Annotated in this window: 15 protein-coding genes and 5 pseudogenes; 7 read left to right on the plus strand and 13 right to left on the minus strand. The window is 59.4% G+C overall.

Features of this window, described 5'->3' with window-relative positions; translation table 11 throughout:
- Positions 1–18 precede the first annotated feature (18 nt).
- Together ACFSQT_RS09260 and ACFSQT_RS09265 are read right to left on the minus strand one after the other, a co-directional pair.
- Positions 19–1,209 (minus strand): IS91 family transposase, encoded by a 1,191-nt coding sequence (locus tag ACFSQT_RS09260; protein WP_379018060.1) that lies wholly within the window; start codon positions 1,207–1,209, stop codon positions 19–21.
- 12 nt (positions 1,210–1,221) lie between these two features.
- Positions 1,222–2,082, minus strand: a complete 861-nt coding sequence (locus tag ACFSQT_RS09265) for a tyrosine-type recombinase/integrase (protein ID WP_379018061.1) — start codon at positions 2,080–2,082, stop codon at positions 1,222–1,224.
- Positions 2,083–2,303: 221 nt separating this feature from the next.
- On the opposite strand from ACFSQT_RS09265, the gene ACFSQT_RS09270 reads away from it, so the two are divergent.
- A protein-coding gene (locus tag ACFSQT_RS09270; protein WP_417568608.1) for an IS630 family transposase occupies positions 2,304–3,250 on the plus strand; the annotation gives its coding sequence in 2 pieces (ribosomal slippage) (positions 2,304–2,645 and positions 2,648–3,250; 945 coding nt in all).
- A gap of 22 nt (positions 3,251–3,272) precedes the next feature.
- On the opposite strand, the gene ACFSQT_RS09275 is transcribed toward ACFSQT_RS09270, so the two are convergent.
- Positions 3,273–4,514, minus strand: a complete 1,242-nt coding sequence (locus tag ACFSQT_RS09275; protein ID WP_378976924.1) for an AAA family ATPase — start codon at positions 4,512–4,514, stop codon at positions 3,273–3,275.
- Between the two features lie 372 nt (positions 4,515–4,886).
- Here ACFSQT_RS09275 and ACFSQT_RS09280 point away from each other — a divergent pair.
- Positions 4,887–5,834: pseudogene (locus ACFSQT_RS09280) on the plus strand (IS256 family transposase); the annotation flags it as partial.
- Positions 5,835–6,158: 324 nt separating this feature from the next.
- On the opposite strand, the gene ACFSQT_RS09285 reads toward ACFSQT_RS09280, so the two are convergent.
- Positions 6,159–7,379, minus strand: a complete 1,221-nt coding sequence (locus ACFSQT_RS09285) for an IS110 family RNA-guided transposase (RefSeq protein ID WP_378924438.1) — start codon at positions 7,377–7,379, stop codon at positions 6,159–6,161.
- Between the two features lie 255 nt (positions 7,380–7,634).
- Here ACFSQT_RS09285 and ACFSQT_RS09290 point away from each other — a divergent pair.
- A pseudogene (locus ACFSQT_RS09290) lies at positions 7,635–7,856 on the plus strand (transposase); the annotation flags it as partial.
- A gap of 41 nt (positions 7,857–7,897) precedes the next feature.
- Here ACFSQT_RS09290 and ACFSQT_RS09295 read toward each other — a convergent pair.
- A pseudogene (locus ACFSQT_RS09295) lies at positions 7,898–8,391 on the minus strand (IS21 family transposase); the annotation flags it as partial.
- A gap of 459 nt (positions 8,392–8,850) precedes the next feature.
- Between ACFSQT_RS09295 and ACFSQT_RS09300 the strand changes: the two are divergent.
- Both ACFSQT_RS09300 and ACFSQT_RS09305 read left to right on the plus strand, forming a co-directional pair.
- The gene (locus tag ACFSQT_RS09300; RefSeq protein WP_379018062.1) at positions 8,851–10,611 is read left to right on the plus strand and encodes a hypothetical protein; all 1,761 of its coding nucleotides are present in this window, start codon (positions 8,851–8,853) and stop codon (positions 10,609–10,611) included.
- A 370-nt stretch (positions 10,612–10,981) separates the two neighbouring features.
- Complete coding sequence (locus ACFSQT_RS09305) at positions 10,982–11,254, plus strand: PAAR domain-containing protein (RefSeq protein ID WP_342586887.1); 273 nt, start codon at positions 10,982–10,984, stop codon at positions 11,252–11,254.
- A gap of 692 nt (positions 11,255–11,946) precedes the next feature.
- Here ACFSQT_RS09305 and ACFSQT_RS39800 read toward each other — a convergent pair.
- A pseudogene (locus ACFSQT_RS39800) lies at positions 11,947–12,087 on the minus strand (hypothetical protein); the annotation flags it as partial.
- On the opposite strand from ACFSQT_RS39800, the pseudogene ACFSQT_RS09310 reads away from it, so the two are divergent.
- Positions 12,031–12,706, plus strand: a pseudogene (locus tag ACFSQT_RS09310) (porin). The pseudogenes ACFSQT_RS39800 and ACFSQT_RS09310 sit on opposite strands and share 57 nt — an antisense overlap.
- Here the strand turns inward: ACFSQT_RS09310 and ACFSQT_RS09315 are convergent.
- Positions 12,679–13,074 carry a hypothetical protein gene (locus ACFSQT_RS09315; protein WP_379018111.1) on the minus strand — a complete coding sequence of 132 codons (396 nt, stop codon included), beginning with the start codon at positions 13,072–13,074 and terminating at the stop codon, positions 12,679–12,681. The pseudogene ACFSQT_RS09310 and the gene ACFSQT_RS09315 sit on opposite strands and share 28 nt — an antisense overlap.
- A gap of 358 nt (positions 13,075–13,432) precedes the next feature.
- Here ACFSQT_RS09315 and ACFSQT_RS09320 point away from each other — a divergent pair, with 358 nt between their 5' ends.
- Positions 13,433–14,749, plus strand: coding sequence for an aspartate aminotransferase family protein (locus tag ACFSQT_RS09320; protein WP_095090529.1), 1,317 nt, complete (start codon positions 13,433–13,435; stop codon positions 14,747–14,749).
- A gap of 313 nt (positions 14,750–15,062) precedes the next feature.
- Here the strand turns inward: ACFSQT_RS09320 and ACFSQT_RS09325 are convergent, their stop codons facing one another.
- The 6 genes from ACFSQT_RS09325 to ACFSQT_RS09350 all read right to left on the minus strand — a co-directional run bounded on the left by ACFSQT_RS09325 (position 15,063) and on the right by ACFSQT_RS09350 (position 21,775).
- Entirely contained in the window at positions 15,063–15,605 is a 543-nt protein-coding gene (locus ACFSQT_RS09325; protein WP_206073804.1) for a flavin reductase family protein, read from the minus strand.
- Between the two features lie 51 nt (positions 15,606–15,656).
- Positions 15,657–16,838: an acyl-CoA dehydrogenase family protein gene (locus tag ACFSQT_RS09330; RefSeq protein WP_378924201.1), complete on the minus strand. Its 1,182-nt coding sequence runs from the start codon at positions 16,836–16,838 to the stop codon at positions 15,657–15,659.
- Between the two features lie 161 nt (positions 16,839–16,999).
- Positions 17,000–17,884: a branched-chain amino acid ABC transporter permease gene (locus ACFSQT_RS09335; RefSeq protein WP_095090335.1), complete on the minus strand. Its 885-nt coding sequence runs from the start codon at positions 17,882–17,884 to the stop codon at positions 17,000–17,002.
- 9 nt (positions 17,885–17,893) lie between these two features.
- Positions 17,894–18,598 (minus strand): ABC transporter ATP-binding protein, encoded by a 705-nt coding sequence (locus ACFSQT_RS09340; RefSeq protein ID WP_095090336.1) that lies wholly within the window; start codon positions 18,596–18,598, stop codon positions 17,894–17,896.
- Positions 18,599–18,614: 16 nt separating this feature from the next.
- Positions 18,615–19,778, minus strand: coding sequence for an ABC transporter substrate-binding protein (locus ACFSQT_RS09345; protein WP_378924199.1), 1,164 nt, complete (start codon positions 19,776–19,778; stop codon positions 18,615–18,617).
- Positions 19,779–19,909: 131 nt separating this feature from the next.
- The gene (locus tag ACFSQT_RS09350) at positions 19,910–21,775 is read right to left on the minus strand and encodes a branched-chain amino acid ABC transporter ATP-binding protein/permease (RefSeq protein WP_379018063.1); all 1,866 of its coding nucleotides are present in this window, start codon (positions 21,773–21,775) and stop codon (positions 19,910–19,912) included.
- Positions 21,776–22,019: the final 244 nt, after the last annotated feature.

The raw sequence follows: 22,019 nt of genomic DNA on the forward strand, positions 1-22,019 counted from the left end.
AGGATCTGCCGCGCATGATCATGAGGTGTCGTTCCAGAAGGGGTTCGTCGGCACCTGTCCGCATCGCCAGATGCCGAGCGTAACCATCGGGCCGCCGCAGCAGGGGCAGCGACGCGCCACCGGGAGCGAGACAGCGGCGCCTGCATCGCATTCGACCTTCGGAGCGTCGGCTTGCTGTATCGTGCTGGCCAGCAGCTTGCGGCACAGCTCGATCCTGGCGGCGCGATGGCCATTGGCCAGGAAGCCGCAGTGGCGGATGCGATGGAAACCGTCCGGCAGGGTGTGCAGGAGAAAGCGACGGATGAACTCGTGCGCGTCGAGCGTCATGACCTTCGTACGGCCGCGATGGCGATAATCCCTCCAGCGGAACGCGACCCGATCGTCGGTCATGCTGATCAGTCGGGAATTGGCGATGGCGACGCGGTGGGTGTAGCGGCCGAGATAGGCCAGCACCTGCCTCGGCCCGCCGAACGGCGGCTTGGCATAGACGACCCAATCGACACGACGAACCTCGGCGAGCTTGCGGTTGAATGTAGCCGGCGCCGCCAGTTCGGCGAGACTGCCGAAGAAGCTCAACTTGCCCGCTTCATAGGCTGTCCGAAGTTCCCCCAGAAAGAGCCGGCGGAACAGGCGCGACAGCACCCGCACCGGCAGGAAGAAGCCGGGCCTGCAAGAGATCCAGCGCATTCCATCGGGCGACAGTCCACCGCCCGGAACGATGCAATGGATGTGGGGATGATAATGCAGGTTCTGACCCCAACTGTGCAGGACTGCGATCAGGCCGATCTCGGCGCCGAGATGTTTGGGATCGGCAGCGATCGTGCGCAGCGTCTCGGCGACCGTCTTGAACAGGATCGTGTAGACCGCCGCCTTGTTCTGGAAGGCGATCGCCGCGATTTGCGCCGGCAGAGTGAACACGACGTGGAAATAGGCAACCGGCAAGAGATCGTTCTCACGTGCGGCAAGCCAGTCCCGGGAGGCCTGTCCCTGGCACTTCGGGCAATGCCGGTTGCGGCAGGAATTGTAGGCAACGCGGATCACCCCGCAGGACCGGCAGCCCTCGACATGGCCGCCCAGTTCGGCGGTCCGGCATAGCTCGATCGCGCTCATCACGCGGCGCTCGACGCGGCCGAGACGGCCATCATGGGCCTGCCGATACGCCTCTGCGTGGCGGCGAAAGATATCCGCCACCTCCAGTCTCGCCGACATCGGCGGAACCGATCAGCCCGGCGGCACCACCTCGATATTCAGCCGGTCGAGCGGGCTCGTCGTACGCCGGATCAGGCCGTTCGAGACCCTGGTGTAGCGCGCCGTGCTCGACAGGTTGTTGTGGCCGAGCAGAACCTGGATAATGCGGATGTCGGTGCCGTTCTCCAGAAGATGCGTGGCGAAGCTGTGCCTGAGCGTGTGCACCGTCACCCGCTTGTCGATGCCGGCGGCCGCACGCGCCGAGCGACAAGCCGAATACAACACCTGCACATCGATGGGGCGATCGGCGCCGCGCCCGGGAAACAGCCACTCCTTCGGCTTCGCAAGCCGCCAGTAAACCCGCAGGATGCGCAGAAGCTGCGCCGACAGCATCACGGTGCGGTCCTTGCCGCCCTTGCCGTGCTCGACACGGATCACGCCGCGTTCGCTGTCGATGTCGCCGACCTTCAGCCCGACGGTCTCCGAGGCGCGAAGGCCGGCTGAGTAGGCCGTCGTCAGGGCCGTGCGCGTCTTCAGGCTCGGCACCGCCTCCAGAAACCGGACGACCTCATCGGCGCTCAGCACCACTGGCAGCGTCCGTGGCGAGCGGGCGTAGACGATCCGTTCCGGGATCTCGGCATGGCCCAGCGTCACGCCATAGAAGAACCGCAGCGCACACACCGTCTGGTTCAGCGCCGGCCACGAGATTCCGGCCGATACCAGATGCACCTGGAACGCGCGGACATCCTCCAGACCGAGCCGATCAGGGGAGCGGCAGAAATAGCGCGAAAACTTGGCCACCGCATGCACGTAGGATCGCTGGGTGGCCGGCGACAGATTGCGGATCGTCATGTCCTCGATCATGCGTCGGCGAAGAGGGCTCAACTCGGCCATCTCATTGCTCCTGTTCTCAAGATTGCGCTTCAACAGCCGCAATCCTTTAAAACAGAAGCCTCACACGCAAACCGACCCACCAAATGCCGCGTCAGCGGCTTCGTTCAATCCTGAATATCAACAGGCCTTAGAGCGGTTTTCCCTTAATCGGAGTCGTTTGTTTGCAGTGAACGGCTTGTTCTGATTCCCTGATCGAAGTGATTTGCGGAAGGAGCAGCGGCATGGCACGAGCTTACAGCCTGGATTTGCGGACGCGTGTTATCGAGGCGATAGAGGCAGGCCTGTCGACCCGAGAAGCGGCACGGCGGTTTGCCATCGGGATATCGACGTCTGGTGCATGGTATCGGGCCTGGCGTTCGAGCGGCAATCTGGAACCTGGGCGGCAGGGCAAGCCGAAGGTATCGAAGCTGGACGCGCACGAGACTTTCATTCTCGCCTTGGTCGAGACCGATGAGCGGGACATCACGCTTGCCGAGATCGTCGATCGCCTTGCGGCAGAGCGCGGGGTCAAAGCCAGCCTGACGACGGTCCATGCGTTCTTCGCAAAGCGTGGCATCACGTACAAAAAAAGACAGCGCACGCGGCCGAACAGCAGCGACCGGATGTTTTGGCAGCGCGGGAAGAGTGGTTCGAAGGCCAACTCGATCTCGATCCGAGCCGCCTGATCTTCATCGACGAAAGTGGCCTCAATACCAAGATGGCCCGGCTACGAGGCCGCTCTGCGCGTGGACAGCGTTGCCGGGCGGCTGTTCCTCATGGGCACTGGAAATCCACGACCTTCACGGCCGGCCTGCGCCTCGACGGGATCGTCGCGCCCTGGCTCCTGGACGGCGCCATGGATGGCGAAGCATTCCTGGTCTACTTGCGCCGCGTCCTCGTGCCGACGCTTCAACCCGACGATGTCGTCGTGATGGACAACCTGCCTGCTCATAAAGTGGTCGGTGTCCGCGAAATCATCGAGGCTGCGGGGGCTTCCCTTCGCTATCTTCCGCCCTACTCCCCGGACTTTAACCCCATTGAGATGGCCTTCGCCAAGCTGAAGGCTTTACTGCGAAAGGCAGCAGCCCGGTCCATCCCGGAATTATGGGACGCCGTGGCCGTCGCCATCGATCGTTTCCACCCCAAAGAATGCGAAAACCTGTTCGCCCACGCCGGCTACGATGCCTAACCGTGATTATCCAGAAACTGCTCTAGTCCTGCAACGGTTCCAGGATCGGTATGCCACCGTAGCGTCCGCCCAGATAGCCCTTTTCTAGGGCCTCACCCTTCCGCGGCGAAAAGTCGAGGAGCGGGAAGAAATGTGAAGCCTGCCCCTGGTCCTTTTCCGCGAACCAGATCTGGTCTCTGCGCAGGTGTTTGCTGTCGAGGAGTGAGACATCGTGAGTGGTAAAGATCAGTTGGGCGCCATGCCGGTTCTGCTGAGGATCGTTAAACATTGCGACCAGTTGCTGCACCAACAACGGATGCAGGCTTCGGTCAAGTTCGTCGACCACCAGCAATCGACCGCGCTGAAGAATGTCGAGCACCGGTCCCGCCAGGCTGAAAATAATCTGAGTCCCGGATGACTCGTCCTGGAAGTCCAAGGGATAGGTCACACCGTTGGCCAAGTGACCCAGCTGCGGCATATTGAATTCCACCTCAGATGTTTCGTGCAGGCCGCTTGCCAGATTCACCTGCAATTGCTGCCCACGTCTCTTGTCAAAGGCCAAGCTGGAAACCCCGGTGTCAGCGGCAGAGAGTAACGACACCACGCGCCGCTGGCTCCCGGAATCCTGGACATAGTTGGCGGTGAAATCGGTCCCGATCGCGCCGCCTTGGAGGGAAACCGCCATATCGTCGACGAACTTCTGGTAGAGCGGGCGCAACTGTTCGTTGTTGAGATTAACCGCCGTGGTTAGGAAGAGCACTTCCTTGCGCGTGGCGCCCTCCCACACCTTTTTCTGGCCAAGGAAATAGTCACTGTAGGTGTACCTATATTTTCCCGTCTTCTCATCGCGCTTGCGATGAAACCAGACCTGCGGCTTGGCAGTCTCGTAGACTTGGAGCCATTCCTCAATGATCGCGCGACGTGTGAACTCGAAGCCGTACTGGTACCGCACCCCATCGATTAGGAACGTCATCTCCAACAGCGTCGGATAGCTCGCGGCCTCTGGACGCAGCGCGAACGGCGACAGATTGCTCTCTTGATCCGGCTGGACTTGGTTAGAGGTTGCGACCATGAGCTGCATGAATTGAAGAGCGCGCACCACATTGGTCTTGCCGCTAGCGTTGGCTCCGAAGATGGCAACCGCGTTTACCACGCGCTTGGCCTTTTCCAGTCCGGTCTCACGCGTATGGGTGGCCTGCATCGAAGTGTCGCTGCTCGCCGTCATGCGTAGAACAGCCTCGTCCCGGAACGAACGAAAGTTCTTTATCCGAAATTCCAACAACATAGCTACGACTTTCCTGTTTAAACGTGATTATCACGCAAAACGTGCAAAAAGTAAAGATATTTCGGTTATTTATCCGATATCGCGGCACTCTCCTTCCGCGCCGCGCATTCTGCCAACGCTCCCGTATGCTGCACGAAAGCCGGAGCACCTTCACCGGCACGACATCACATACAAAAAGCGCGGCGACCTCTTCGGCGATCGCAACGAATAGATTTGCGGCTTCTTTCTGACCGCACTATCGATCGGGATTCAGACGGCGTTTAAGCCGCTCTGAAGAGGTCATTTCCCGCGGGTACATCACGGGAGAGCATGATTAGCGCGTAGCCGTCGCGTTGCAGAAGCACCTGCTCGTAAAGAGGCACAGGTCGACCCTTCGAACAGGGCGGCCTGCTGGATACGCTCAAGAAGGCTCTGACGGAGCGCGCGCTGAACGCGGAGATGGACCATCATCTGGCGAGCGGCGAAGACGCTGGCAATACGCGTAACGGCTATGGCCGCAAGACGGTGACGACCGAGACCGGCAAGCTGGATATCGATGTTCCGCGCGACCGCCAGTCGAGTTTCGATCCGCAGCTGATCGCCAAGTACCAGCGCCGTTTTCCCGGATTTGATGACAAGATCGTATCGATGTACGCGCGCGGCATGAGCACCCGGGAGATCACCGGGCACCTGCGCGATCTGTACGGCATCGAAGTGTCGGCGGACCTGATCTCAACGGTGACGGACGCCGTGCTCGACGAAGTCGCCACCTGGCAGCAAAGGCCGCTCGATCCGATTTACCCGCTGGTCTTCTTCGATGCGATCCGGGTCAAGATCCGCGATGAAGGGATGGTCCGCAACAAGGCCATCCATATCGCACTGGGCGTGCGCGCCGATGGTGCAAAGGAGGTGCTGGGCCTCTGGCTCGAGCAGAATGAAGGTGCCAAGTTCTGGCTGCGGGTGATGAACGAGCTCAAGAACCGTGGCACGGAGGATATCCTTCTGGCTGTTGTCGATGGCCCGAAAGGCTTCCCGGACGCGATCACCGCAGTGTTCCCGGAGGCGATCGTCCAGACGTGCATCGTCCACCTGCTGCGCAACTCGATGGACTTCGTGTCTTGGAAAGACCGCAAGAGCCTCGCCAGCGCACTCAAGGAAATCTACCGCGCCGTCGATGCCGATGCCGCCGAAAAGGCGCTGGCGGCGTTCGAGGCCGGCCCTTGGGGCCAGCGCTATCCCGCCATCGGCCAGAGCTGGCGGCGCGCCTGGGGCGAGGTCATTCCATTCTTCGCGTTCCCTGACGACGTCCGTCGGATCATTTACACCACGGATGAGATCGACAAGCGCTATTTTGTGACGAGCCCTGGAACCTCCCCGAGTATGTTCTTTGGTTCGACCGCATCGCTGGTGTTCTTCCGTCCCGACCGCCCCATTTCACAGCCGCCGCGCGCGGGGGCAGTCAAGGCTGGCCGCGTTTTACGCGGCCACCGCAAGGCTTGGGCCTTGATCGGCCCGAGCACGGCGGCATGCTCGATCGGATCGGAGGTGCAAAGCCCCGAGGGCTGGCGCAACTGGAAATACCCGACGCAGTCAGCTATTGTCTTCGTGCGCGGGCGACCTCGTGGCGAAGCGTGGTGCATCGGCTGAAAGCGCCGCCGGGCCGCCTTATTCGAGCCTTGCCGGACTGAGGCGCCCGCGCGCCTTTTCCTTTGGCAGGCGCGGGCGCCAAGCCTCAACGAAGTGTTCGTATCCTTTCTGGGCCTGCTCGGCGACGCGCATCTCCTGGTTCCGCAGCTCCTTGACATTGTAGGCATAGGTCGGTCCGAGGCTGTTGCCCTTCTTCTGCGGCTTGCCGGCCTGCAGTTCCATGCTGCGCATCTTGTGTGCAACCAGACTGGGTCGCGCCCAGAGGTAGTCCGCCTCCTTCGTCAACATATGCCAGACGAGCACCGTCAGCTTGCGCGCCACGGCGACGGCGGCAACCTGATGGCCGCGCCGGGCCCGGATGCGGACAAAGAACGCATGGAGCGGCCCCGGCGTCTTGGCGGCCGCCCAGGCGGCTTCCACCAGCATCGCGCGGGCATGGCTGCGTCCGACCTTGCTGATCCGCCCGTGATGGGCCGCGCCGAGCCCCGACTGGCGCACGCGTGGGTTCAGGCCGAAATAGCTCACCAGTTTTTGCGGGCTGGAAAAACGGCCGATGTCACCGACAGCCGCCACTAGCCCGCCGGCCACTGCGAGATTGACGCCAGTGATTGTGAGCAGCCGTTTGATCACCGCATCATCGAGCGCGCTCTCGGCAATCTCCCGGTCAAGTACGCGGAGATCGTCACCCAGCCTGTCCAGTTCCCGGATATGGCGCTCGATTGCGGCGCGCTCGTCATCTGGCACCGGCTGACGGGTGAGCCAGGCACGACCGAGGCGCCCGAACAGGTCGGCATGGGGGCACCGCGGAATCAGGTGGGCGTAGAGGATCGAATGTACCTCGTTCTTGATCCGGGCCCGATGCCGCACGACCTGGTAGCGCCGCGCGACCAGTCTGCGCATCCGCTCCGTGGCGGCATCCGGTGTCCAGATCTCCGGCAGGTAGCCGGCTGCGTACAAGCTGGCCAGCGTGCCGGCGTCGATCTTGTCGGTCTTCACATGAGCGTGCGCGATCGCTTTGACCTGCAGCGGGTTGGCGATCACCACCCGCTTCACGAATGGCGACAGCACCCGAGAGACCGCCATGCAGTTGCCAGTGGCCTCGATGACCACCTCGTCGTCGGCCAGAAGGGTTTTGCCGAAGCCTTCCAGCGCGGTTCGCGTCATATCGACCCGGCCCACATGCCGCAGTCGACCATCTTCCCAGATCACCACCTCGCCAAAGGTGCGGTGGGTGTCGATTCCAATTACACGTCGCATTCCTGCCTCCTCTCGATCAGTCAGAGGGGAGCGGCGGGCGACACGACAACTACGGATCCGCGCTCTCAGCGCAACCGGGCGAGTCGCAGAGGCGGCCATCTACTAACACGAGCTCGCAGCTCAACGTACAAGATCGGCCTGCCCGCACCTTCGTGCTCCCGGTGCCTCTGTCCCGGATGGTCGCACCATACGCCGCGATCACGAAAACCGCAGCCGGACATCGGCACCGCCATCTTCATACCGGTTACGAACTCAATAGAGGCGTTGAACTCGAAGCTCAGGCGGGCTGTCAGGGCCAGGGGCCACTTCCCAAGCGACGATGCGGCAACCAAGTTGCTCTACCTGATCTTGAACCGATCCGAGAAAGAGTGGAAAATGCCGCCACGTGAGTGGACAATGGCCAAGGCCCAGTTCGCCGTCATCTTCGGCGAGCGCTTCATCCGGGCCATGGCGGCGTAATGTTCAACCGCCCGCCCGCACACGAAATTCCTGACAGTCCCGACGAACATCATGCGGCTGTGGCAGAGCCGGACATGGGCGACCTTCACGGTCACCGTCACGCGGTTGATCAGGACGATCTCGTGGCTCCAGTCGAACTGGTAGGCCTCGCCCGGCGCGAAGAACAGCGGCACATAGGCGTCCGCCATCGCCGACCCCTGTGCCTTCGCCCAGTTCTTCGCGTATCGACGGACGGCGTCATAGCCTCCCTCGTAGCCGAGGCTGCAAAGCTCTTCGTAAATCCGGATCTGTGTCAGCTGCTCGCGCGCCGTCTTGCCACGGTTGCCATTCAAAAACCCGTCAAGCTGATCCTGCCACGGACCGATCTTGGGCTTGGGCTGCCGCTCGCGTTCGTAGGGGAACGATGTCTCATCGGACCTGAGTATCTTGCGGACTTGTTCCGCGACACATGCAGTTCGCGGCAAATCCGCTTGAGAGACCATCCCTGCACATGGAAGGCGCGCCGAACCCGGGCAATCGTATCCACCGACTTCATCCCCACACCATCCACTCGCCACGACGAGCTGATGGTCGCAAATCAAAGCCTTCACACTTGGGCGTCCAACCTATTCATACTGACCATTATGCATAAGAGCTCTATCACCCGCTGGATCCGGCGTTGCTGAATGCTCTCGAACGCGCATGATGGCATATCCGTTTTGTATGGGACGCTTCAGCACATCGCAGCTAAACAAAGAAATGCCGTTTTGCCGGCCAGGAGACCCGGGAGACTCGGGGACGGTAGTCGGCCCGGCAGGAGCGGCTGGTGAGGCGATGGGCAAGGAGTTGAAAGCCGCGTAGCCAACGCTCAACGAGGCGCGCCCGACCGGCGACGGCCATGTGGAGCTGGCGTTTGGGCCCAGCTCAGGACGAACTGGCCCGCGAGATCAAGTCGCGCTGATGCCAAGTGCTCCGGACCAAAGGCTCGAAGTTGTGAGTGAGGACACCAAGCGAAATGATGCCACAACTGGACCACTGGCTCCAACAGGTAACAGGAATAACGGGGCTGCTCCCGGAGTTACTCGGCGCGATTGCGGAAAGGCTCAGCCCGATCGATCTGCTGGCGGTGTCGCAGACAGACGGCGAGCTGCGTGCTGCTGTCCAAATGTCCGCGGCGTTGGAACAACGGCGCCAGATGGCAATCCGGGTTCAGGCCGTCTGGAACAGGTTAATGGTCCCGCAGCCAGGAGTCGCGAATCCCTATGTCGGACTAATGGCTGCCGGCGCGTTGGAATCTCTGGCATCCAATTTCAATTGCCTGACCGGCGTGCAGCAGGAGCAGCTCGTTGCCATCGCCGAAGGACTTAACAACCCCGAGCACCGCGTCTTTGCCCTGCAAGCCCTCGGCGGGGGGCTGGGAGGGCTCGCGCCCACGCTTCAGCAGCGCCTCGTCGAGGTCGCCGAAGGACTTGACGACGAAGAGCACTGCGTCGATGCCCTGGCAGCCCTCAGACAAGGGGTGGGAGGGCTCGCGCCTGCGCTCCAGCAGCGTCTCATTGATCGCGCCGAGGCGCTTGACCCCGAACTTCGCTTCTCGGCCTTGGATGACCTCGGGCTGGCCGTGGGTGACTTTACGCCCATACTCCAGCAGCGTCTCATCGAACTTGCCGAGGGGGTTGGCGATCCCCAGCTTCGCGTCGCTGCCCTCGCTGGTCTGGCAATGGGTGTGGGACGGCTTGTGCCGGCGCTCCAGCAGCGTTTCGTCGATCGCGTCGAGGAGCTCAACTCGGAAGACCGCGTCTCGGTGTTGTCAGCCCTCGGGATAAGCGGGGGAGAGTTTGTGCCCGCGCTCCAGCAGCGTGTGGTCGACCTCGCAGCAGGGCTTGTCGATCCCGAGCATCGCGCTCAAGCCCTGGAGGACATCGGACCGAACCTAGGAGAGCTTGCGCCTGCACTACAGCAGCGCCTCGTCAGGCTCGCCGAGGCGTTTGTCGATCCCGAGCTTCGCGCTAAAGCCCTGCGGGGCATCGGAACGAACCTAGGATCGCTTGCGCCCGGACCACAGCAGCGCCTCGTCGTGCTCGCCGAGGGGCTCGCCCAGTACGAGCATCGCGTCACAGCTCTGCTGGGCCTCGCAGTGGGCGTCGAAGGACTTGCGCCCACGCTCCAGCGGCGCCTCGTCGACCTCGTCGTGAACCCTGACCTCGAAGATTACTCCTCGGCCCTCGCAGCCCTGAAACCAGCCGTAGGAAAGCTTGTGCCCGAGCTACAGGAGCGCCTCGTCGCGCTCGCCGAGAATCTTAACGACCAAAGCCATCGCGTCATTGCGCTGCAAAGTCTCGGAGAGAGCGCGGGATCGCTTCTGCCCGAGCTACAGGAGCGCCTCGTTGTGCTCGCCGAGAATCTTAACGACCAACGCCATCGTGTCAATGCGCTGCAAAGCTTCCGAGAGAGCGCGGGATCGCTTCTGCCCGAGCTACAGGAGCGCCTCGTTGTGCTCACCGAGAATCTTAACGACCCACACGATCGTGTCACTGCGCTGCTAAGCCTCGGAGAGAGCGCGGGATTGCTTCCGCCCGAGCTACAGGAGCGCCTGGTCACCTTCGCCGAGAGTCTTAACGACCCGGACAACCGTGTCGCGGCCGCGCGGGTCCTTGGAGCAAGCGTGGGAGCGTTTCCGCCCGCGCTACAGCAGCGTCTCGCTGCTATTGCTGAAGGTCTTGTCCATCCGTGGGCTCGGGCTGCCGCCCTGGCAGCCCTGTGTCCTAGGAACTAAACCCATTCACTTGGGGTTTTTCCGCCCAGGGTAATTCAAGTCTTGCAATCGGGCGGCCTCCGGCCGCGTTGCCGGTACGAACTGATGGAGCACGAAAGCTTGATCATGTCACCGCTGTTGGCAAATGTCTCGTGGTGTTCTCGCGTCGGTCATTCGCGTCCTGAACAGCTCGGAAATGTCTGGTCGAATGGGTCATGCCCTAGCCCGCGGCGTCCGGGCTCCGTCGAAGTCGAGAACGGTCGTCGTGCCATCAGCTCATCTTGAAATCGCCGGATGGCTCCTGTGGATCTCGATCAACTTTCTGGGAGCATAATGGGACGGGACTGAGAAGATGGACATGGTTGGACAACTTGTTAGCCTCAAAGGCCACATGCATATCTGCCCCCTGGTCGAGCCTGGACCACGGCCGCATATCGGCGGCCCCGTGATCTTGACCGGTCAGAATTTTGTCTGCGTGGAGGGCGTTCCAATCGCCACCGTGAGCGACAGATGCCTATGTTCCGGCGCGCCGACAACCTCCGACAGCATTAAAGAAGGCTCTTCAATCGCGCGGATCAACGGCAAGAGGATTGCGCGGATGGGAGATTCCTGTTCACACGGTGGGCGCTTGGTTCAAGGCGTGCCGTGGATAACGTTCGAGTAACATCGCCGGCGAACGCGCTGGCGCCGACTCGAACTTCGAGACGCCGCGGCATCGTGCAGGGCAACGCCACGCCGCCGCTCGTGCCGATGCCGGAGGCGATGAAGCGAGAGCTTGAAGAATACCCCGGGCGTATTTGCGACCAATTCTGCGGCGGAGCGGGCAACAACTCAGGATGCGGGCGGCCGAGGCCGAGCACGACTGCGAGGACCACGTGATCGTTGCGATGCGCCAGACTGTGGTCTACTCCTGTGAGCTGAAATTAGACGATCTGGAATATTCAAACAGCTTGAAGGCTGTAGCCTCCCGCATTCAGCACCGGCAGACGTGGCGGCCGCGCAACGAGGGCACGCAAGCGCCGACGATACTTTAGTGGAGTGCGTACATAAATGGTCCCGTGCTCGCCACCCACGAACTGCCGTTGCAGAGAGGACGTGAAGCCGCTCCACGTTGGCACGGTGCCGTCGCCGACGTCCTCTTCCTCGATCGCGTCGGGACGCAGTTTGCCGAGATGGACCGACGTGCTTGAGACGGCATGATCCGTGTCGTCTGGCGTCGCTGGGTCAACAACGTCGGACGTCTGCGCTGGAGTTTGCTTCGCGATCCAATCGGGGTGAAACAATCATGGAGGCTCGCCGCGTTGTTGGCCGCGGCGCAATGCGCTCTCCCTTTGGGTTCAATGCCCGATCGATTGTTCAGGGACGCTTCCCGCAAGGTCCAAAGCGCTCGTCGTCGGCAGGACCTTCGACGCTGGCAGCGGCTTCTCGGGCGTTGTCTCGCTGGAAGAAGGCTCCGGCGCGACCGGCACAATCGACAGCTATGTCCCCCATGTTGTCGGCGGCTTGAAATACAAAGGCGACTGGGGCGCGGTCACGGGTGTCGTCGCCTATGACAGCTCCTATGGAAGTGGCTGGCAAGGTTCGACTGGACGTCAACGTCACCAAGGAACTGACCCTGTTCATCATGGGCGGCTACGGCACGGACGATAACCTCAGCGACGATCCCGGCAATGCCATCGATGCTCATGGCCGCGGCTTCTACAAGCCGTGGGGCGGCAACTGGGCCGTCTGGGGCGGCGGCACCTACAAGTTCAATGCCAAGACCGCGTTCAACCTCCAGGCTTCGGCTGACGACGACAAGAACTACGCTCTGGCTGCGAACGTCGCCTATACCATCGTTCCGGGCTTCACGATCACGACCGAAGTCGACTGGGACCATTCGGTCACTTCGACGATGGCACTCCGTTCGGCAACTTCACCAAGGCCGACAAGAAGGATAGCGTTGGCGGCATCGTCCGTTTCCAGCGCAACTTCTGATCGAACCCCTGCCGATCAGAACGGAAAGGCCAGCGACGTCGTCGCGGGCCTTTTTGTTTTGCCGAGAGCTGCCGTACCGACGCGAATGTGCCCTCCCGTAAGAAGCAGCGCTCAGCCGGCTGGGAACGGGGCGAAGTGACCCGAGCCACGAAGCCTCGCGAGCAGGATGATGGCCGTTCCGCGGTGGTCACCCCTCGCTTGCTCGCTTAGCGGCGACGCATCCCAGGCAGCCAATTCTGCCACCAAAAGGGCTGTGTCTCCGTTGATCGAGGCGCATCTAAGCTGTCCGCTCTTCTCCATTACGATTATCGCTGTGCCGGTTTCGCCATATCCAATCCCAGCCATCCGCTGAACGCAGATATCGCCGTCGACACGTACGTCGAATAGAACCGCTCCTGCTGTTTTCTCCGCAGCGTCAGCCACACGATCACCGAACGGTTGATGCAGGCCCTCGCGATTGCCGAGCGACTGCTCAAACAACGCCAGTTCAACATGCTCCGCCACCATGGTAGCCAGGGTGCGCGCCGGCTGGCGTAATCCGCAATAGGCCAAGGCTGACTATCCACACTCCGCAGCCTTTCGATGCTATGCCGGAGCTGCGCTCTTGGTCGACGCCACCCTCGTTGTGCGCCTAATCTCCGGCCCCGATGCCCGTTCCTTGCCGGCCGTACTAAAATGTTAAAATTTTTTCTATTTGCAGTAATGGTAAAATTCTGAAAATAATTTCGCAATGGCCGCGCGCCTGGTCAACGGCGCGTTTTGGCAAGCAATAGAGCCGAATTGAGCGCCTTACCTATGGCGAGCAAGAAGATCGAATAGCCGAAATCGCCCGGTGCTCCCCGCTGCCGATATGAAAGGAAGACCAGTGACCGATCTTTATCGCCGTGAAAGCAAATCAGTTTCGAACATGGCTCAACTTCGTTTCTTTCCTCAAGCGGTCGTTGGAGGGAAGGGATCGTATTTGCGAGGCGATGATGGTCGCCAGCTTCTTGATTTTTCGGCCTCTTGGGGAGCTGCGAGCCTGGGGCATGCTCATCCTTCGGTTCGCGAGGCCATTACGCGGGCGTTTTCAGATCAAGCTGGTGCAAGCTACCTGTCTTCCGCAAACGAACCTAGCGTGCTTCTTGCTGAGAAGCTTTTATCATTGGTTCCACCACGCAGCCGCGGCCGAGTTTGGTTGGGGCACTCTGGCTCTGATGCTAATGAAACAGTAGCTCGAATGGTCGTCGCAGCCACCGGACGCCGTCGAATATTGGCCTTCAAGGGCGCGTATCACGGCGGGACCAGCGGTTCCATGGCTGTTTCGGGTCATCCGGCGCTCAAAGGTGTGGAGAAATTCGGCGGCCTGATCTTGGTGCCTTATCCGAACAGTTACGCGGCAGGTGACCCGACAGCTGCCAGTGCCGCGGCGCTGTCCCATCTCGAGGAGGTTTTTTCGGCGGACGTTCGGCCAGAAGAAGTTGCTGCCTTCTTTATCGAACCAATACAGGGCGATGGAGGATTGCTAGTGCCGCCTGTCGGTTTCTTCGCCGAGATCGAACGGTTTTGCCGTCAGCACGGAATTCTTCTGGTGTGTGACGAAGTGAAGTTTGGCCTAGCTCGAACCGGACTTCTGCACGCCTTCGAACATTCAGGGATTGAGCCAGACATTGTGGTTTTTGGTAAAGGCCTCGGCGGAGGTTTGCCGATATCTGCGGTCGTCGGCCCCGAACCCATTATGAATCACTCCCCTACCTTTTCCTACCAAACGCTACACGGCAATCCGATCTGCGCGTCAGCGGCATTGGCGGTACTGGAGACGATCGAAAAGGACGGGTTGGTCCGAAATTCGGCAGACATCGGCTCTTACATGTTGGCCTCACTTTCGAAGCGAAGCAGAGATTGGGATTTGGTTGGCGATGTCCGGGGGAAAGGGCTTGCCATTGGGATTGAGCTTGTGGGCGATCGCGTTAGTCGCGCACCAGCGAAAATCCAGACCGCTCTCACTGTTTATAGAGCGTTCCAGCTTGGACTCGTAATGTATTATGTCGGTTCGAATTCGAACGTCCTGGAGCTTACCCCGCCGCTCATATTGAGTACAAGTGAAGCCGACGAAGGCGTTTCTATTATTGGTCAAGCACTTCAAGATGTCGCCGCTGGGAAGGTTTCGCCCGACTTGATCTCATCCTTTGCCGGCTGGTGATATTCACCAAGTTGTCCCGTTTCGGCTTCGTGAATACCGAGTTAGTAAGTCAGTGCTTGCGAGGGCTGAAGAAACGCAGCCGCGAATTGTCCGAGATTCAAAGGATCTGCGCGAACGTATGCAAATTGAACCGCCAGCCTCGCGACCGTGGGCAGAATCGACTCGGCGCGGTTCGAGACCGAGTACTTCGCAGAAGGTGGAAACTGGCCAAGCTGAGGGCGGAGTGGCGGAGCGTGATGATGGGGGCTGAGATCTCAAGGATCGTCGTAGAGTGATTTCGCGGGTGCGACTGATCATGCGATCCTTTCTGAACCTAGAAAATCATTTCATCCAAAATCATTTGTACGTCAGCGGGTCGACGAACCAGTTCAACGAATTCCATCGGCTTGTGGTATCGGCGACCTTGCCAAAGGAGCGAATTGTGGGAATCGCCCTCCCCAAGCTGCACGTCGGTGACGACGCCGATCAAGATACTGTGCGAAAAACCGTCGTAGGTATGGCTAAGTTTGCAATCAAGCGCCATCGGCGCGCCAACAAGGAGCGGTGCCCCGGTTTTGCCCGCGACCCAATATTTCTTCTCGAAGCGATCTGGACCTTTTTGAGATTGAAATCGACGCGCCACATTGGACAACGCAGGAGATAGCAGATTTACGGCGAAGATACCTCGCCGTAAAATCGTGTCGTGCGAACTGGCCGACTTGTTGATGCAAACGAGAACAGACGGCGGATCGAAGGATAAACTACAAACCGCAGTGGCGATCAGGCCGCTCGGAAGGCCATCTTCTTCAGTCGTGATGATATTGACGGCCCCGGCGAAACGGCCCATCGCCTCCCTGAAGGCATCGTTCCTATCCAAGTCTGTCCTCCGTAGCAGTGACCCGTTCTGAATTGATCGCAGACCTAATTTTCAGAAGCCTGCACTCACCTGGTCAAGCTTCAGCAGCGCCCGGGCGTATATCTCGCGCCCAATGTCGCCATTAATATAGGCATGTCGCGTGCAAGTCTCCATGTCGCGCCAGATCCGCTGGACCGGATTACTGAGCATGAAAACCGACGCTCCGCCTATGTTCAGCAGCAGGTCTACGGCCTCGCGCACGCGTTTTTGCGCAACCGCCGCGTCAAGTCGGACGCGAGCTCGCTCGAGATCGGTCATGCTTGTACCGTCGCTGACGGAGCGATCGATATCGCTGGCCGCGCGCATCGTATGCAACCGTGCGGAGTCGATCAGACCACGAGCATCTGCCAGATTTAGCTGGTAGCTTGGGGACTGCCTTGCATCTGTATATAGGGACGTCACAATGGGCTTGCCGCGCTCGAGGTTCTCCAACGTGAAATCGAAAGCTGCCTCCGCCATCCCGACAGCCGCAGAACATATGCCCAACGGAAGCGCGGTTATGAGCGGTGCCCGATAGAGAGGTTCGTCAGAATGGTCCGAGCGACTGAAGCCGGAAAGCATTTCGCTGATGAGCATCGTCCGGTGTTCCGGCACGAAGATATCTTTTCCCACAAAGGTATTGCTCCCCGTCCCTGCCATCCCAGCGACATGCCATGTGTCTTCGATCTTCAGCTCGGACGTCGGCACCAGTGCAAGCCGTACGTCGATCAGAGCCCCACTGGCATCCAGGACCGCGGAGCCCACGAAGCTCCACTGCGCTTCGAAGCATCCGGACGCCCAGGGCCATTTGCCTGTCAACATCCAGCCCCCCTCGACCGCGGTGGCTTTCCCGGTGGGGGCCCATTGACCGATGACGACCGCGCGGGGATCCGAGCCAAAGACATCGTCGCGCGTCTTGTCAGGCATGAGCCCCATCAAAGATGCGCTGCTATTGGCGACCATGGCGAGCCAACCAGCAGCACTGTCGCCGCGGGCTAGTTCCTCACAAATCTCGCAGTATGTCTGGATATCAATCTCGTGACCACCGCAGCGGCGCGGCACCAAACCCTGCAGAAAGCCGCCGCTTCGCACCGCCGCAGCACTCTCCTGAGCAAGTCGTCTGTTTTTTGCGGATTCCTCCGCATTTGCACGCAAAAGCGGTCGGAGTGCGCGAGCATTGCGTACCAGCTCGGCGTTACTTAGTGTTAAATCCATCACTGTTCTCCTCCTTATTATACCGATATACCCACACCGTCGCGGCAAATTGATAATGTTGCTCAACGGGCTGAAGCCATAGCGGCGTCAGTGCTTGCTCGTTTGCCGTCGGTACTTGTTACATCCGGTCTGATTCCTACCCGCCACCAGAGCGTGCATATTCACGAGCGAAGACCCCGTACGGCTGGCAATAGACCGTCCGGCTTGACAAGCAACAAAAGAACTACCGCCAGAAGGACAAGCGCATCCCGGTATGGCGCGGTTCCAGTGGTGAGGAACGGTTCTGAACCGACCTCCAACGCGCCGAGCACAAAGCCGCCCAGCACGGCTCCCCGCAAAGAACCCAGCCCGCCGATGATCGCAGCGATGAAGGCCTTCAGGACCGGAGTAAAGCCCATGAGCGGATCTACCGAGCCACGCTGCGAAATCCACAATATCGCGGCAATACCAGCAAGAAGGCCTGATATCGCGAAGGACGTCGCAATGACTGTGTTTGCGCGCAAACCAAGCAAGCTAACCATGATGAAGTCTTCGGATGCGGCGCGCATCGCGACGCCCAAAGTGGTCTTGCGTAAGAAGATGTCGAGCCCGATTAGAGCTAGTGCCGTCAGGGCGATGGATGTCAGCGGGACCATACCGATCTGAAAGCCTCCGAAAGTAAGAGTTCCTGACATCCATTCCGGCAGAGCGACCGCTCTTCCGCGAGCAGAAACTCCGTTTTGAAAGAAAACCTTGCAAATGGTGCTTACGCCAAAGCTGGTAATCATAAGCGTCGTCACGGACGCGGACCGCATAGGACGAAACGCTATTCGATCCATCAATACCGCAGAGAGCGCCGCTCCCAGACAGGCCACTAGAAGAACTACAGGCAACGGCAGGCCGAATGAAAGCGACAGTACTATGAGGTAGCCTGCAATCGTCATCAGTTCGCCATGTGCGAAATTTATGAGCCCAACGATCGAAAATACGATCGCCAGCCCCAGCGCCAGGAGAGCGTATATTCCACCCAGGCTAAGAATATTAACCAGGTACTGGACGAATTCCATGACGACCTCCTAGATTGCCAAATATGCCTGCCGCACAAGGTCAGAGCTGGCGAGTTCAGATGCCGTACCGCTTAGAGCAATACGGCCGTTGGCTACCACGTAGCCTCGATCGGCCACGGACAGAGCCAACTCGACATTCTGTTCAACAAGCAGAATGGTAAGCCCCTGCTTGCGCAGGTCTTCGATTAATTCGTAGACCTTGTCTATCGTTTGAGGCGCAAGGCCCAACGAAGGTTCGTCGAGCAAGAGCAGGTCGGGCTGGCTCATTAAAGATCGGGCGATCGCCAGCATCTGCTGTTCACCGCCCGACAGGCTCCCTGCCTTTTGATCGATGCGCTCAGCAAGGATGGGAAAGCGGGAGAGCATGCTATCTCGGCGAGCCCGCAGCTCATTACCTTTCGCGAACGCCGCTCCCCCTAAATGCAGGTTTTCACCAACTGTGAGATGGGCGAAAACACGGCGACCCTCAGGAGTTAGTGCTATTCCCTTTCGGCTGATGACGTCTGCGGGCAGGCCGGTGAGTGGCTGACCTTTGAGCAACACCTTGCCCTCGGCAGGTGGGATGGACCCGGCGATGCCGGCAAGAATCGAACTCTTGCCGGCGCCATTGGCGCCAATGAGTGTGACAAGTTCTCCATTTCCAACGTTTAGATCGACGCCATGGACAGCCTGGACGGCCCCGTAGCGTATTTTCATTCCCTCGACACGAAGCATTGGCGTTCCTACCAGCTTAAGGATTGGGGATTTCCTCCTTCGTCGGTCGATATACCTTCACAAAGGTCGACTTCCCCCCCTCAATTCGGATTATTGCAACGTCGCGCAGAGCAACACGCTCAGTTCCAGCATACGTCACTTTGCCGAGAACGGTCTGCACATCTTCTAGGCCAGCCAATGCGTCTCTGATTTTCGCGGGGTCCAGCGATCCTGCTTTGCGAGCTGCGGCGTCGAGCAATTGTGCCCATTCGTATCCTGATGCCTCGTATGAGGTTTCCGCGTCATGACCGGTTTCCTCCTTGAAGCGCTTGTTGAAAGCTTCCATCCCGCTGCCAGGGGTTGGAAAGCCGGCTGAGGAATGCACAACGCCATCGACCACCGAACCGAGTCCGTACACCGTCGGAGTACCGATGGCATCCGAGGCGATAACAGGAACCTTAACACCAGCACCGCGCAACTGCTTGATGAAGGCTGGGAAGTCAGGCTCGTACGCGGTCGTCATAATAACGTCAGGTTGCGGTGCTAATCGCTTGATTTGAGAAACCACCGCAGAAAAATCTGGCTGCCCCATCGAGTAGGACGCTTCACCGACAACGCTCCCACCCTTTTTCCGAAACGTTTCGCCAAAATAGTCTGGGAATTTGGACGTATAGGCGGAGTCGGGCGACTTCAGAAGAAATGCCGTCTTGTAGCCGGTTTCTGCGGCATAACTTGCTAGCGCGGCCGACTGTACAGTGTCGGATGGATAAGAAATGAACATATAGTCGCCGACAGCAGGTGTTAGGCTGGGCGAACCAGCGAGGTTGAGCATCGGAATGCCCGCTGCCTGTCCGATCTGACCCGCTGCGATCGAGGGATCGGCATCGGCCGGGGTAATGAGAAATTGAACCCCGTCTTCGATCAATTTCTGGGCCGCGTTGACGGTAGCCGCTGTGTCGGACCGGGTGTCGATAACTTCGAGAGTGACCGTCGCCATGCCCCCAATGCCGCCCTTGGCATTGAGATCTTTGATGCCTAACTTGAAGCCGGCCAGGCCGGGTTGATCGTATGGTGCCAAGGCACCAGTCAGGGCCATTGCGGCTCCAATCTTGTATTCATCCGCCGATGAGTATCCCTCGCTTGACGAGAGCGCTATCGCAGCAAGGCAAGCGAGCGCAGTTGCATATCTTAGCTTGTTCATTTTTGAGTTCCCGTGTGAGGTTTGACCAATGCTTCGTTTTCCGAAGTCTAATAGTTATTCTGTCTGCAACTCCTTTGTACTTTTGTAACCATTAAATATCCATCAGACTGAGTAACTCAGCGATACCATCTCTAGGACGCGCTAGCGCCGATGACCTGCACCACAGAGCTTGTTTCGACCTGAGTTTTTTTCTCGCCCATCCTTTTGCTTCCGAGATAGGCTGATATCACGGCAGGGTCGGTTCTGACCGCGTCTGCCGTGCCCACGGCGATGCGCTTGCCCCGGTCGATAACGACGATGGTGTCACTAAGCGACATTATAAGGTGCAAGTCGTGCTCAACCACGAGAATGCCCACGCCTGTGTCCGCGCGCAGTGCGGCCAACCTGCCCATTAGCTCTTTAGTCTCGGCCGGATTCATCCCCGCAGCAGGCTCGTCAAGAAGGAGGAACCTGGGGCCCGTGGCAAGAGCGCGGGCGATTTCTACAAGACGTCTCTGTCCGTACGGAAGGCTGCCGGCAAGCCGGTCCCCTAATGTTTCCAGGCCAAAACGCGCCAGGGCGTCATTGGTGCGCCATACAGATAGAGCCGTGTCGGCCGCACATGCCTCAGCGGCAACCAAGACATTTTCCCTTACAGTCATGTCAGCAAAGACACGAAGGTTTTGGAAAGTTCGCGCCAAACCTGCGCGGGCAATTATGTGAGGCTGCTTATTTTCTATCAAATCCGATCCAAGCGCCACATGACCTGCGCTAGGTCGTAACTGGCCAGTCAACAGATTGATCAAGGTGCTCTTCCCGGCACCATTCGGACCGATCAACCCCGTAATGAGGCCAGCTTCAGCCTTGAAGGTTACCCCGTCGACGGCCCGCACACCGCCAAAATGACGAGACAGCTGATTTGCCTCCAAAGCGTGTGCACCCTTTGGTGCCTGAAAATCTTGCGATCCTGGAAGGAGCTTGCTGTCGCGCCCCTTCAAAGGATCCCATGCTTTTGACAGCTCGAGTTCCCGGCTACCAACAAGACCAGTGGGCCTGATGAAGAGGACGAGAATCATTGCGAGCGAAGCACCAACGAGAGGCAGTCCGTACAAGGCCGGGACCGAAAATCCGAGGATATCACCCCCGCCCTCTAGCGCCCGCAGAAGCTCCGTGACTGCTGTGATTACTATCACGCCCACTAAAGCGCCCGAAACAGAACCGATGCCTCCGACGATCAGCATCGAAATCAGCAGAAAACACGACTCGAAGTAGAAATCCTTGGGGCCGAAGGCACCTAAAAACTGAGCCGTCAACGCCCCAGCAATCGACAAAATGGTCCCGCTCAACAGCCATGCCCTAAGTCGCGCTTGGCGAACGTCCACGCCCACTGCCGCTGCGGCTACTTCGTCTTCTCGCGTGGCTCGGACGGCGCGACCAGTCCTTGTATCCCTAAATGTTCGGGCAACTGCGATCGACAGCGCCGCCACAGATAGAGCAACCACAAGCGTGGTATTGCGGGGCACACCGTAAAATGTTTGGCTGCCGCGCGTGATATCCTTTGTCGCTACCAGAACCGTGTAGACGATAATCTGCAATGCCAGAGTGGCGATGGACGCAGCCGAACCGGACAACCGCCGCATAACGATGCCGCTCACCCCAGCCAAAACCAGCCCCGTAAGGGCGGCTACAATCAACGACGACCAGACTGAAAGACCATAGCCCGCCATCCAGACCGGGAGGTGAGGAAGTGCGGTCCGTTGAACAACAGGGCTCATCGTGAGGATGCCTGCAGTGTAGGCGCCCACCCCCATGAAGGCTGCAGGACCGAATGACACGATACCTGTGTTGCCGGAAAAAACCTGCAAACCAACGCAGGCAGTGACCACGATTGACATCGATGTCGCGATCCGGACTCCATTCGCTCCAAACAAAACACCGGCCAAGATCCCTACTGCCACTAGGATAACGGCCAAAGCCAGCGAATCCATCGTCACAGCCTTGATGCGGGGATTGACCATCCGTCTGCTCCTCTGCGGAATTACGATTATTGGACAGGTCAACCTTCATGTCAATATCATTACATCATTCTGTCATATGAAAAATTGTGCAGAAGGCGCTACAGCCTTCCTGCTGGGGTCGTAAGATTGCTGATTGCTACCCCAGAGGCTGGAGAACTTGACCTCCCGGTGCACAATCCCCACCGAGCTGAGCAATAGCCATCGATGCCGATCGGCGCGCGCTGATCGATATTGGAGACAGTCA

The sequence above is a fragment of the Mesorhizobium calcicola genome, assembly GCF_042682105.1.
In the GTDB taxonomy this organism is placed as follows: Bacteria; Pseudomonadota; Alphaproteobacteria; order Rhizobiales; family Rhizobiaceae; genus Mesorhizobium; species Mesorhizobium calcicola.

What these genes read in the sequence shown, in the direction of transcription:
- ACFSQT_RS09340 (WP_095090336.1), bottom strand. Translation starts at nt 18,598, where the DNA reads ATGCTTCGTGTCGAGGGAATGAAAATACGCTACGGGGCCGTCCAGGCT.
- ACFSQT_RS09335 (WP_095090335.1), bottom strand. Translation starts at nt 17,884, where the DNA reads ATGGAATTCGTCCAGTACCTGGTTAATATTCTTAGCCTGGGTGGAATA.
- ACFSQT_RS09260 (WP_379018060.1), bottom strand. Translation starts at nt 1,209, where the DNA reads ATGTCGGCGAGACTGGAGGTGGCGGATATCTTTCGCCGCCACGCAGAG.
- ACFSQT_RS09275 (WP_378976924.1), bottom strand. Translation starts at nt 4,514, where the DNA reads ATGTTGTTGGAATTTCGGATAAAGAACTTTCGTTCGTTCCGGGACGAG.
- ACFSQT_RS09315 (WP_379018111.1), bottom strand. Translation starts at nt 13,074, where the DNA reads ATGGTGGCGGAGCATGTTGAACTGGCGTTGTTTGAGCAGTCGCTCGGC.
- ACFSQT_RS09265 (WP_379018061.1), bottom strand. Translation starts at nt 2,082, where the DNA reads ATGGCCGAGTTGAGCCCTCTTCGCCGACGCATGATCGAGGACATGACG.
- ACFSQT_RS09350 (WP_379018063.1), bottom strand. Translation starts at nt 21,775, where the DNA reads ATGGTCAATCCCCGCATCAAGGCTGTGACGATGGATTCGCTGGCTTTG.
- ACFSQT_RS09345 (WP_378924199.1), bottom strand. Translation starts at nt 19,778, where the DNA reads ATGAACAAGCTAAGATATGCAACTGCGCTCGCTTGCCTTGCTGCGATA.
- ACFSQT_RS09300 (WP_379018062.1), top strand. Translation starts at nt 8,851, where the DNA reads ATGATGCCACAACTGGACCACTGGCTCCAACAGGTAACAGGAATAACG.
- ACFSQT_RS09305 (WP_342586887.1), top strand. Translation starts at nt 10,982, where the DNA reads ATGCATATCTGCCCCCTGGTCGAGCCTGGACCACGGCCGCATATCGGC.
- ACFSQT_RS09330 (WP_378924201.1), bottom strand. Translation starts at nt 16,838, where the DNA reads ATGGATTTAACACTAAGTAACGCCGAGCTGGTACGCAATGCTCGCGCA.